14 protein-coding genes are annotated in these 12,193 nt (G+C 41.6%); 10 read left to right on the top strand and 4 right to left on the bottom strand.

The window, feature by feature from the left end:
- Window positions 1-3: 3 nt before the first annotated feature.
- On the bottom strand, window positions 4-708 hold the full coding sequence (locus Q0X72_RS07715; protein WP_297763688.1) for a hypothetical protein: 705 nt from the start codon (window positions 706-708) through the stop codon (window positions 4-6).
- Between the two features lie 200 nt (window positions 709-908).
- Here Q0X72_RS07715 and Q0X72_RS07710 point away from each other — a divergent pair, with 200 nt between their 5' ends.
- Both Q0X72_RS07710 and Q0X72_RS07705 read left to right on the top strand, forming a co-directional pair.
- Window positions 909-1,856, top strand: a complete 948-nt coding sequence (locus Q0X72_RS07710; RefSeq protein ID WP_297763685.1) for an aminodeoxychorismate synthase component I — start codon at window positions 909-911, stop codon at window positions 1,854-1,856.
- On the top strand, window positions 1,840-2,433 hold the full coding sequence (locus Q0X72_RS07705; protein ID WP_297763682.1) for an aminotransferase class IV: 594 nt from the start codon (window positions 1,840-1,842) through the stop codon (window positions 2,431-2,433). Before Q0X72_RS07710 ends, Q0X72_RS07705 begins: the two co-directional genes overlap by 17 nt.
- Window positions 2,434-2,507: 74 nt before the next feature.
- On the opposite strand, the gene Q0X72_RS07700 is transcribed toward Q0X72_RS07705, so the two are convergent.
- Entirely contained in the window at window positions 2,508-4,061 is a 1,554-nt protein-coding gene (locus Q0X72_RS07700) for a glycoside hydrolase family 32 protein (protein ID WP_297763680.1), read from the bottom strand.
- A gap of 96 nt (window positions 4,062-4,157) precedes the next feature.
- Between Q0X72_RS07700 and Q0X72_RS07695 the strand changes: the two genes are divergently transcribed.
- From Q0X72_RS07695 to Q0X72_RS13935, 7 genes are all read left to right on the top strand, one after another.
- Window positions 4,158-4,667, top strand: coding sequence for a rhodanese-like domain-containing protein (locus Q0X72_RS07695; protein WP_297763678.1), 510 nt, complete (start codon window positions 4,158-4,160; stop codon window positions 4,665-4,667).
- 2 nt (window positions 4,668-4,669) lie between these two features.
- Window positions 4,670-5,290, top strand: coding sequence for a TIGR04282 family arsenosugar biosynthesis glycosyltransferase (locus Q0X72_RS07690; protein ID WP_297763675.1), 621 nt, complete (start codon window positions 4,670-4,672; stop codon window positions 5,288-5,290).
- Window positions 5,287-6,102 carry a purine-nucleoside phosphorylase gene (locus tag Q0X72_RS07685; RefSeq protein WP_297763672.1) on the top strand — a complete coding sequence of 272 codons (816 nt, stop codon included), beginning with the start codon at window positions 5,287-5,289 and terminating at the stop codon, window positions 6,100-6,102. The genes Q0X72_RS07690 and Q0X72_RS07685 overlap by 4 nt, the downstream gene beginning before the upstream one ends.
- Window positions 6,099-7,064: an arsenosugar biosynthesis arsenite methyltransferase ArsM gene (gene arsM / locus Q0X72_RS07680; protein WP_297763669.1), complete on the top strand. Its 966-nt coding sequence runs from the start codon at window positions 6,099-6,101 to the stop codon at window positions 7,062-7,064. The genes Q0X72_RS07685 and arsM overlap by 4 nt, the downstream gene beginning before the upstream one ends.
- 102 nt (window positions 7,065-7,166) lie before the next feature.
- A complete protein-coding gene (locus tag Q0X72_RS07675) occupies window positions 7,167-7,883 on the top strand; it encodes a DUF547 domain-containing protein (RefSeq protein ID WP_297763664.1) in 717 nt (238 codons plus the stop codon).
- Window positions 7,870-8,268, top strand: a complete 399-nt coding sequence (locus tag Q0X72_RS13940; RefSeq protein WP_367180430.1) for a glycosyltransferase — start codon at window positions 7,870-7,872, stop codon at window positions 8,266-8,268. The genes Q0X72_RS07675 and Q0X72_RS13940 overlap by 14 nt, the downstream gene beginning before the upstream one ends.
- Entirely contained in the window at window positions 8,258-8,611 is a 354-nt protein-coding gene (locus tag Q0X72_RS13935; protein ID WP_367180431.1) for a hypothetical protein, read from the top strand. The genes Q0X72_RS13940 and Q0X72_RS13935 overlap by 11 nt, the downstream gene beginning before the upstream one ends.
- A 16-nt stretch (window positions 8,612-8,627) precedes the next feature.
- On the opposite strand, the gene Q0X72_RS07665 is transcribed toward Q0X72_RS13935, so the two are convergent.
- A complete protein-coding gene (locus Q0X72_RS07665) occupies window positions 8,628-9,662 on the bottom strand; it encodes an N-acetylmuramoyl-L-alanine amidase (RefSeq protein ID WP_297763661.1) in 1,035 nt (344 codons plus the stop codon).
- A 63-nt stretch (window positions 9,663-9,725) separates the two neighbouring features.
- Window positions 9,726-10,727 (bottom strand): glycoside hydrolase, encoded by a 1,002-nt coding sequence (locus Q0X72_RS07660; protein ID WP_297763658.1) that lies wholly within the window; start codon window positions 10,725-10,727, stop codon window positions 9,726-9,728.
- 114 nt (window positions 10,728-10,841) lie between these two features.
- Between Q0X72_RS07660 and Q0X72_RS07655 the strand changes: the two genes are divergently transcribed.
- Window positions 10,842-12,188, top strand: a complete 1,347-nt coding sequence (locus tag Q0X72_RS07655; protein WP_297763655.1) for an FAD/NAD(P)-binding oxidoreductase — start codon at window positions 10,842-10,844, stop codon at window positions 12,186-12,188.
- Window positions 12,189-12,193: the final 5 nt, after the last annotated feature.

The raw sequence follows: 12,193 nt of genomic DNA, 5'->3' as shown, positions 1-12,193 counted from the left end.
ATTTTACCACTTCCCTACAAGAATACGGGTTGCCGAACGAACCATTCGTACGCCTCCATTGTTTTCCTGGAAGGTTTTCCAACCGGCATCGCGTGCCGCTCTTTCTGCAGGACTTAGAGTAGCATTTGCACCACCCATTACACCCTTAAAATCCTTATAGCCTACAAGTGCCCAATGATTCTCACCATCCGGGGAGATTCCCGAAGTGATATTTCCCATCATCACAACCCTGCCAACAGGTGTATGATCTGTATTAAACTTGGTCAATGCCGTTTCAAAAGCACCAGAATTTTCAACATCCAATATATACAACTGCTGAACAGGGAAATCCCCTTCAGTATCTCCATAACGTTTTTTCGTCGTCCCCATTCTGTTTCCGGAGCCATCCTTAATAAAGTGATCTAATCTGGCAGAAAGTAAGTCCCATGCATCGCCTCCGTCATTGGCATACATAGCACCCAAGGCATCCAGGGAACCTGAAAAACCAATGGTATGGGAAGCATTATTCCCAGGATCATGGAAATGATTTGCATAAAGCGTAACCGTAACTCCTTCTGTTTTGTGGGCTTTAAAATAATCGTCGATCAATTTAACGACCGTGGCTTCGTTCTGTGGTTCTACAATAAAACTGTAGTTGGTCCAATAAGATTCTTGTGCACTGATTGCAAATACTGCAAATAGCAACACACTTGTTACTAGTTTTTTCATTGTTGGTTGGTTTTTGATTATGTTCTAAGATACTAAATATTAGGTGATCAACAATACCGTCAATTCAAAATTGCTGTAGGTTTATTCTTATCATAAATCTTGGTGTTGGATGCCCAATTTGAAAATCTATAAATAAGATGTTAAAGTAATCTTCCTTCAGCAATGATTTCTATTTCTTTGTGCTCATTATAGATTAGGTAATGATCAAAGAACTTTTAAATAAATGGGGAAAGGAAAAAACCCCATTTTTGTTCCTTATAGACTTTGAACAACAAAAACCTTTGGCGTGGCCTTTAAACCAGGTACCCAAAAATATATTTTACAATTTCAATGGTAAAACCAATACCTCTTATAAAAAACCTTTACCGGCACCTTTATCTTTCGAAAAAAAGCCAATTCCTTTAAAAGAGTACTGCCAAAAATTTGAAGCCGTTCAAAAAGAACTGAACTTTGGAAATAGTTTTCTGCTTAATCTCACCTGTCCTACAGAGGTAAAAACAAATTTGGACCTTTATACTATTTATTCAAACGCACAATCCAAATATGCTTTCTGCGTGGAAAACCAGTTTGTCAGTTTCAGCCCGGAGACCTTTGTAAAGATAGAAGCACCATACATCTATACCTATCCCATGAAAGGGACCATTGATGCTGATTTACCCAATGCGGAAAAAACCATCTTAAGCAATAAGAAAGAAGCAGCCGAACATGCTACCATTGTAGACCTCATGCGCAATGATCTCAGTATGATCGCCAAAGAGGTAGCTATAATCAAATATCGATACTATGAAGTTTTGCAGGTTCAGGGCAAAAATATTGGGCAAATAAGTTCCGAAATTCGAGGGAAACTCCCGGAAGATTTTTATGATACCCTGGGCGATCTTCTGTATTCCTTACTTCCGGCCGGTTCCATTTCCGGGGCACCCAAGTTAAAAACCGTTGAACTAATCAATTCCATAGAAGTCCAGCCAAGAGGCTACTATACGGGAGTGGCTTTCTATTTTGATGGGGTATCTTTGGATAGCTGTGTGCTAATACGATATTTGGATCATGACGGTCATTTTAGAAGCGGGGGGGGAATTACCGCCCAAAGTGAGATGAATAGTGAATACCAGGAGATGATAGATAAAGTATATGTCCCATTTTATTGAAACCATTCGCATAGAAAATGGAACCGTTCCAATGCTGAACCATCACCAGCAGCGGATGAATCACACCTTGTCCCATCTTGGTGAAAGGGGCCCATTTTTAATAAAGAGCCTACTTCGTATACCAAAAGAGGCAGGAAAAGGAATATTTAAATGCCGCCTTATTTACGATAAGGATGGCATCCTTGACATTCAATTTCATCCCTATACAATTAGGCACATTGAGACCTTTTCTATGGTAGATATTGGCAGTCATTCTTATCCCTATAAATTTGAAGACCGAGCTTGGATCAATGATCTGGTAAACCGATCTAAAGCAGATGAGATCATTATGTGTCAGAAGGATAGAATTACAGATGCTTCTTATGCCAACCTTGCCTTTTTCAACGGAAAGTTCTGGGTAACCCCAAAAAAACCATTGTTGCATGGCACTAGAAGGAATCTTCTTTTACAAAAAAATATCCTGGAGGAAATAGATCTAACTCTCCATGATCTGCATAACTATTCCCATTTTAAATGTATCAATGCAATGATGTCCTGGGAAGAATCACCAATTTACAAAGTGGAACAAATCCAATAAATCCCATCTTTCTGATCTGATATACTTCTCCTGCCCTTTTATATTCCTATAATGCTCTTTTCAATACGCTAGATTTACCAGATCCCTGCAACCTCTTTTACGGCAAAGTCCTGAATCTGCGAAGGTGTAGTACCTGTATTCCCAATTTCTAGATCAGAATAAGAAGCTGTAGGGAATATTTGTGCGGTCATGGTATATTGTCCTTTGTTTATAAAAACCTCAATAGATGAAGCATCAAGGAAGATCCTGAATTCTACCTCCCCTCCCGGCAAGTTGTTCAGGGGCATCTGCTGGCTGCCGGCAAATGTTTCCTGAAAGTCCGTTAGTCCACTTTGAGACCTATCTAGGGTGCATAGTTTTTCTGTGCCATCCATCTCCAGGATCAGCTGCTGCCCTTGTTCATTCTTAAAAGTGACCTTAAGATCTCTTGCTGCCGTGGTAAATAGAATCTCACTCTGATTGCCATTCTCTAGTCCAATAGATTCGTGTCCTCCGGCAGGAATAGCAAAACGCATGGTTGTTTCTTCCAACAACAGGCTATCTACTTCTGGTATAGGGTAATTAAACAATTCATATGTATCATTGATTTTTGATAAACTCAAGATTCTCGGTAAGGTCATGGCGCTCCGCCATGCCTCTGTGGGAGTTTCTCTGGCGTAGTTCCAATTGCTCATCCACCCTATAAACAACCGTTTATTATCTGGAGTATTGTTATAGGTGACCCCTGCGTAATTATCAGTACCCCAATCGAGCCATTTTATTTCTTCTTGATCAGATATAAAGGTGGTCCCGTCATAATCACCTACAAAATACTGGGTGCCACTTCCACCATTGGGCGCCCCGGGATTAATGCTTATCAACAATACCCATTTGCTCTCATCTATTCCTTCTACCTGTAACTCAAAAAGGTCCGGACATTCCCAAACACCTCCATGCGCACCTTGGGTAGCTCCAAACCGGCTCATATAGGTCCATTCAAGTAAATTGTCTGAGCGGTACAGTCTAAGATGATCTCCGGCTACCAAAGCCATTACCCACTGCCCTGTTTTCTTATCCCAAAATACTTTAGGATCCCTAAAATCTTTGAATTCTGAATTTAGCAAAACAGGATTCCCTTCATACATGGTAAAACTTTCCCCATTATCAAGACTGTAGGCTACCCCCTGTGTTTGAAAGTCAATACTACCCGCTTTTTCCTTATCCATATCGTGATAGGTAAAAATGGCCACCAAAGGCGGATTCTTTGCAGTTCCCAGCCCTGAGGTATTATTTTCATCTAACACCGCACTCCCTGAAAATATCAGCCCATGCTTGTCCGGATACAAGGCTATCGGTTTATTCTCCCAATGAAGCATATCCGTACTGGTGGCATGGCCCCAATGCATAGGTCCCCAAACGATGTCTTCCGGATAAAACTGATAGAATAAATGATAAACGCCCTGGTTATACAAAAGTCCGTTTGGATCATTCATCCATTTCTCCGGGGGTGAAAAATGATATTGCGGTCGAAATTGTTCCTGGTACATCAAGGTTTTTTCCGTGGCTTTTTTTGATAGATTAGGAGCTTCCTTACAGGCTCCAACAAGTACTAGGGAAATAGAAAATAAAATAACCGTAATACGCATCATGACAGATCTATTTCTCCTAAAAATACTCTTTATTTACAAATAGGAAAAGAAGGTCGTTCATTTTTGGATCCTATGTAATATAGTATCTTTGTCCGCATGTTTAAAGGAAGTATTTTCTTTGTGATGTTACTAATAATTACACCTGTCTTAGGGCAGCGAACACTGGAAAAGATAATGGAAAAACTCGCGGATAAAGATGTCCCCCTGGCCACAGTGACAGAGATAGCGGTTAACCCTTCTTATCTGCGACTGGATGCGCGCGAGCGGGAAGAATTTGAAGTAAGTCATCTTAAGGATGCCCATTTCATTGGGTATAAAGAATTCAATGTTAAAGAGTTCGAAATACACTTCCCGGACAAGGAAGCCACCTATGTGGTGTATTGTTCAGTGGGTGTTCGCTCCGAAAAAATTGGAAAAAAACTTTTAGGAATGGGTTATACCGATGTCAAAAACCTTGCGGGAGGTATGTTCAAATGGGTCAATGAGGGGAATGATGTTGTGGATAGCGCCGGGCTGGCAACTCAAAAGGTCCATGCCTATAACAGGTTCTGGGGCCTACTCCTAAACAGAGGTGTGAAGGTCTACGGACCCGAAAAACAAGAATAAGGATGAAGCAAGACCATGAAAATTTGTTGCTGATCTTTACCCGCAACCCAGAACTGGGAAAATGTAAGACCAGGTTAGCGGCCTCCGTGGGAGATAAAACAGCCCTGGCCATATATATTTTTCTTTTAGAGCATACAGTCTCAGTCACTCGTTCCCTGAACCTTGCCAAAGTAGTGTATTATTCAAAAGTTATTCAGGAAGATGATCTATGGGACCCGGGTGTATATCAAAAAAAAATACAAGAAGGTGAAGATCTTGGTGAACGCATGGCCAATGCGTTTAAAGCCGGATTTAAAGCAGGTTATAAAAAGATCGCCATCATTGGAAGCGACCTTTATGATCTGAGCCCTGAAGACCTGGAAGTAGCCTTTAAGATGCTGCAAGCTAATGATTTTGTACTGGGGCCCGCCAGTGATGGAGGGTATTACTTTCTGGGAATGACCCATTTTATCGCGGACATTTTCAAAAATAAAGACTGGGGCACCTCTAGAGTGCTGGAGGACACCCTGGCCGATCTAAAAAATAAGAATGTTTATTTGCTCGAAACAAAGAATGATGTAGATGTCCTGGAAGACATTGCAAACGTTCCCGTTTTTCAGCCCTTTTTAAAAAATATACTATGACCCAAAAGCAATTAGATGAATCTACCGAGTTTCTGGAAAGTAAAGGATTTCTCGCTCCAGAAATTGGTATAGTACTCGGAACCGGTCTTGGAAAGCTGGTAGACAAAATTAAAGACCCGGTAGTAGCCCATTATCATAATATTCCCTTCTTTCCACTAGCCACCGTAGAATTTCATACCGGAAAATTGATCTATGGCACTTTGGAGGGAAAGAAAGTGGTAGTAATGCAGGGACGTTTCCACCTGTATGAAGGTTATGAGTTCTATGATGTGACATACCCCATTCGGGTTATGAAACAATTGGGGATCACTCAACTTTTTGTTTCCAATGCAGCCGGCGCCATTAATCTCAATTTCAAGAAAGGGGATATTATGTTGATTGAAGATCATATCAACTTGCAGGGAGGCTCTCCTCTGGCATTTAAGAATGTCGCCGCATTTGGCGATCGGTTTGTGGATATGAGCCAACCTTATGATGTGGAAATGTGCAAGACGATAGAGAAAATTGCGGAGCAACAAAATATATCGCTTAAAAAAGGTGTATACGTTGCCGTCGTTGGTCCACAGCTCGAAACCAAAGCCGAATATCGGATGTTAAATACCCTTGGAGCCGATGCTGTAGGAATGAGTACGGTACCGGAAGTAATTATTGCCAATCATTTACGACTACCCGTTATAGCAGTATCTGTTTTAACGGATGAATGTGACCCGGACAACCTGAAACCTATAAATATTTCAGAAATTATAGAGGTTGCCGAAAAAACAGAACCCAAAATGATTACATTATTCACAGAACTAATAAAAACCCTATGAGCTATTTAGAAGCAACCAATGATCTGTACAAGCAAGCAGCCCTTACCCCGGATGTTGGCCTATGTTGTACTACTAACCCAGTATGGCAATTACCGGGCCTTTCTATTCCTACCATCATGCAGGAAATGAACTACGGCTGCGGCAGCACCGTATCCGCTTCAGACCTTGTGAATAATCCTAAAGTGTTGTACGTAGGTGTAGGCGGAGGGATGGAACTACTTCAATTTGCTTATTTCTCCCGTCAAAAAGGTAGCGTTATTGGGGTAGATGTAGTTGATGAGATGCTGGAGGCTTCCGGAAAGAATTTTAAGATCGCTGAAGAAGAAAACCCATGGTTTAAAAGCGAATTCGTACAACTTAAAAAAGGAAGCGCCCTGGAATTACCTATTGAGAGCGAAAGCATTGATGTAGCTGCCCAAAACTGCCTCTTTAATATTTTTAAGGCCGAGGATCTGAAAAAAGCGGTAGCAGAAATGTACAGGGTACTAAAACCTCATGGCCGTTTGGTAATGAGCGATCCTGTTTGTGAACAACCCATGAATGATGTGCTTAGAAATGACGACCGCTTACGAGCCCTTTGCTTAAGCGGTAGTATTCCCATTTCAGATTACATAAAAGTACTGACCGATGTAGGGTTTGGGACCATTGAAGTACGGGCAAGAAAATCGTATCGGGTGTTATCGCCCAACCACTACCCAACGGAAGAACTCATCCATATTGAGTCTATCGAAATTGCAGCCATCAAAGACCCCATGCCGGAAGACGGCCCTTGTGTTTTCACAGGTAAAACAGCCATATATTATGGTGGAGAACCCTATCTGGATGATAAAAAAGGTCATGTGCTGATACAAAACCAGCCACTGGCGATATGTGATAAGACCGCAGCAGCCCTGGCAAAGGTCTCGGATGAGATCCATATCTCAGAGAGCACCTGGCATTATGACGGCGGTGGTTGTTGTTGATCTGCTGCAGCCCACCCATGTGTTTTATAAGTAATTTGGGATCATGAGCTGTAAGGAAGGAAGGTTTTATACTACCAACCCGGTATGCAAGTTACCGATAGTATGAAATACATTTTAGCACTTTTAATCTGGTGGGGTACATCTCCGGTCCTTCCTGAGGGAACAGCACCTGCACCAGAGCATGCAGCCTGGAATACTCTTTTAAAAGAGTTTGTAAATAAGAAGGGCGATGTAGCCTATGCCCGGTTTAAGACCAAAGAAAAGGAGTTAAACGACTATCTGGACCACCTTGGTGAGAATGCTCCGGCCACCAACTGGTCTCATAACGAAACCCTGGCATACTATATCAATATGTATAATGCTGCTACAGTAGCCCTGATACTGGAGAACTATCCTATTAAAAGCATCAAGGACATTTGGCGGCCATGGGGCCAGAACCGGGTAAAAGTGGGTGATAAAACCCTCTCTCTGGGTGATATTGAACATAAGATCCTTAGAAAGATGAATGAACCACGTATTCATTTTGCTATCAATTGCGCTTCCTATTCCTGTCCGAAACTTCTAAACGAAGCATATACCCCGGACAAAATGGAAAAACAACTGCAAGCGGCCACTTTCAACTTTATTAATGACACAAGTAAAAATAAAATCACTGAGAATAGCCTGGAATTATCTGCTATTTTTAAATGGTATAAGGGCGATTTCACGGAAAAAAGAAGTCTGATCACCTATCTTCAACCCTATACAAAGATGTCTCTGAAGGAAGATGCCAAGATCTCTTATTTATCCTATGACTGGCAACTCAATGAAAGAAAATAAACTGCCTAAGATCAGTATCATCATTCCGGTATTGAATGAAGAAGAGGCGCTAGACACTTTATTGCCTTATCTACAAACCAAGGCCGCTAATTACAATCAGCTGGAAGTTATTGTGTCTGACGGTGGAAGCAGTGATAATACAATTTCAATTGCAAAGAAATTCGGTGCCTCCTGGTTAAGTGCTACAAGAGGAAGAGCCAGCCAGATGAATGCAGGTGCCAAAAAAGCCAACGGTCAAATTTTGTATTTTCTCCATGCAGATTCACTTCCCCCAAAACACTTCGACCAAATTATCGTTAGTGCAATAACCTCAGGGATACCCGCGGGCTGTTTTCGATTGATATTTAATATGGATACCCGCGGGCTGTTTTCGATTGAAATTTAATGTCCCCAATAGATTCCTGGCTTTTTTTGCATGGTTCTCACGTTTTAATTTTACAGTGTGTCGTGGAGGCGATCAATCCCTTTTTATATCCCAAAGCTTGTTTACTTCTTTAGGTGGTTTTGATGAGGAGTACAAGATCTATGAAGACAATGAATTTATAGGGCGAATCTACCGCAAGGCTACCTTTAAGGTGCTACCGCAAGAAGTGATCACTTCTGCCCGGAAATATGAGGATAACGGAACAGTACGGCTGCAATACCATTTTACTATGGTACACCTTAAAAAATTTGCCGGAGCTACACCAGGATCACTATACGCCTATTACCACAAACATATACGGTAATATTTATTACAATTTATTATCGACTTTCAAAATCTGCCAGGATTCCTTCGGAGATCCACTTGGCGAGGGCCTGCCGATTGTCTGGATCTAAGATTCGGCGCTGGTCCTTCTTACTCTTTAAATTTCCGATCTCGATATAAGCCATAGCAGGCAAGGTGTTTTTTACCAGGTATAAATTACTTCGGTCAGAGAAGGTACCTGTGTATTCTCTGTTAGGCTGATATTCCTTGTATTTTGCCAGGAAGGTATTGTGAATGTTCTCCGCCAGCCGTTTCCCATTCTTACTCTTTTTATGGTGATAAAAAAAGACATCAATATTCTGTCCTTTAGTGCGGCTGTCTACATGGGTAACCAGTAAACGTTGGTAGCTGCCCTTATTTTCAAGATATAGTTCATTTACTGCTTCTACCCGCTGTTTTAATCGGTCTAATTGTTTCAGCGGGATCTCCTGTTCCGGATATACCACCTCATCCCTATCTATTTCCAGGGCTCTTTTATTACGGATCCCATCGTTTTCATCCCTTACAATAATATAGACCATAGCACCATGCGCCAGCAACTCTTTGGCCAGGCGAAGGGTTACATCATAGGCGTATTCGTCTTCGGCAATGGTGACATCTCTATACGTCTCTACAGCACCCGGATCCGGACCTCCATGGCCGGAGATCAAATAATATATGGCACCAGATAGTTGGTCACTTTTATTCACCACCAACGCCTCTTCATCGCCAAAAATAGCATAGCGTTTTCCTTCTTCCTCTGATAGGCCAACCTCATTGAGATCTGTTTCTATCTCAGAAGACAAAACAGCATCTTCAACCTTCGGGAGTAGGTAAACAGTTCCCTCGTAAAGGTGTTGTCCTTCTCGAAGATTCTCTTTATTTAACACGACAAAATCCTGATAATGATCTGTTGGGTCCATCCCCTGTTTACGAAGCAGGGAAAAGATTCCGTCGCCCTTTTCCGCTACCACCAATGCCAAACTATCCTGACCAAAGGTTGGAGCAGTAAAGAAAAGTCCAATTAGAAAAGTACAAACTATGCGACTCATGACCTCGAATGAATTTTAGCATCAAAGATTAATAAAAAGGGAATCAAATTCAATGCCAGTAGTTTAATAGACTTTATAAAATGCTTTGATAATCTCTTGTGCGGGCTTATTCTGAGGCGTAAAGCGGTTGTCTGAAGGCCCACCCGACTTTTCATGATTAATAAACCATTTCCAAACAAATCCGCCGGCAAACCATTCTTCATCCCAGAAAGATTCAAAGATCGCTTTCTTGGCATTTACCTGCCCATCCATGTTTACTCCCTCCTCACTCCTATCTACCAACCATGGTTTCTTTGCGGTATAATCCATACTTCGATACCCGAATTCAGTAAAAAGTACCGGTTTATTCACTTTTTTAGACAGTTCAGAAATCTTCCCTTTCCATGGTTTCCAGCCTTCTTTTAATTCCTCTACCGAAGGTGTTTGTGCCTCCGATAAAGGAAAATAGGCATCAATACCTATGAAATCCAGGGACGCCCAAAAAGGGGTGCGATCAAATTCATCCCAGTTAGCCGCATAGGTAAGTTTCCCCTTGTACTCTTTGCGAATCTTGCCTATAAGCTGCTTCCAAAACTCGGGCCTGTTAACAACAAACTGTTCTAGTTCAGTGCCAATACAAAAGATCTCTGCCTTAGATTCTTCCGCCAAAACGGCATAGGTAAGGATAAATTCCTCGTATGATCTTTCCAGTTCCTGCCATGCCTCCTCAGATTCCATTTTCAAACCTCCCGTAAAGACTCCGCGCCAGATCCAGATCTGAGGTTTTACCATCACCTTTATCTTGTTCTTATGCAGTACTTCTATGTATTGTTTGGCACCCATCCTGGTTTCCCCATACCACTGGCGATCTGTATTATGAATGATCTCCGAAGAATTCAATTCTCGAATAAATCCGAAAGGCATCACCGCAGCGTGGTCTGCATTAACATCCTTAATGGGATTGACATTGCTCTGAGTCACCTGGTCCCTGGAAGCAACAAAACTAACGCCCTTGATCTTCCCAACGAATTGACTGCTACAGGAAAGTTGCAGAAAACAAAAAAGAAAAAGAATCCCCTGCTTCATGTCTAATTAATTGATTTCTACCAAAATTACAATTTTTTAAAGTTCACAAAATCATAAAAGGCTGTTAAGTTCTTATATTTAAACCGACTGAAACCTCAGAAACTATCCCATTTAATGGAAACCATCGTAATTATTGGTAATGGCATCTCCGGAGTAACAGCCGCGCGGCACATTCGAAAATTATCAGATAAACGCATCATCATCATCTCAGCTGAGAGCGAATATTTCTTTTCTCGCACTGCCTTGATGTATGTCTATATGGGGCATATGAAATTTGAACATACCCAACCCTATGAGAATTGGTTCTGGAAAAAGAATCGTATAGAGCTTGTGCATGGGTATGTAACGGAGGTTGATCACAAGAAAAAACAACTTCTCCTAAAAGACAAAGATACCGTAGCCTATGACAAATTGATCATCGCTACCGGTTCTAAACCCAATAGGTTCGGATGGCCTGGACAAGACCTGAAAGGGGTTCAGGGATTATATTCCAAACAAGAGTTAGAACAGTTAGAAAAAGATGCTCCTGATAAAAAAACCTGCAATAGAGCTGTGATCGTTGGAGGTGGTCTTATAGGGATAGAACTTGCTGAAATGCTCAGGAGCAGGGATATCCCTGTTACCTTCCTTGTGCGTGAAAGTAGTTTTTGGAATGGGGTACTTCCGGAAGGAGAATCTCAAATGATCAATGAACATATCCGTGAACATCATATAGACCTGAGGCTTAGTACCAACCTGGTAGAGATCTTGGCTGACGAAAATGGAAGAGCAAGAGCTGTGGTGACCGATACCGGAGATACCATAGAATGTAACCTGGTAGGACTTACGGCCGGCGTAACACCAAATGTTGATTTCTTAAAGGGATCTGGGATAGAACTGGGAAGAGGGGTTAAGGTAAATCAGTTTTTGGAGACCAACATCCACGATATCTACGGTATTGGAGATTGCGCAGAACAACATGAGGCCATAGGTAACAGAAGACCTATTGAGGCAGTGTGGTATACAGGCAGAATGATGGGTGAAACCGTAGCCCAGACCATTTGTGGTAATAAGATAGCCTATAAACCGGGGCATTGGTTTAATTCTGCCAAATTCCTGGACATTGAATACCAGACCTATGGATGGGTCTTTAGCGATAATGGCCGTAAGGATTACGAAGAACATTTCCATTGGAGACATCCAAAAGAAAAGATCTGTATCACTATTTCATATCATAAGCAGAGCAAAATATTTCTTGGCATCAACACCTTTGGGATCAGAATGCGACATGAGATCTTTGATCAATGGCTCACCGAAGAACGCAGTGTGGATCATGTGATGGAATATCTGAAGGATGCTAATTTTGACCCCGAATTCTATGCTAAGTATGAAGGTGCAATTGTTAAAAGTTACAATCAACAATTCGGAACAACTATTCAACCTAAAAAGAAAAGTTGGAAACGAATTTTTATAAAAGCCTAACCCGG

It is taken from the genome of uncultured Muriicola sp., assembly GCF_947258935.1.
Classification (GTDB): Bacteria; Bacteroidota; Bacteroidia; order Flavobacteriales; family Flavobacteriaceae; genus Muriicola.
Note: the sequence above shows the minus strand (reverse complement) of the source record. Positions and strands in the feature narration are given on the sequence as shown.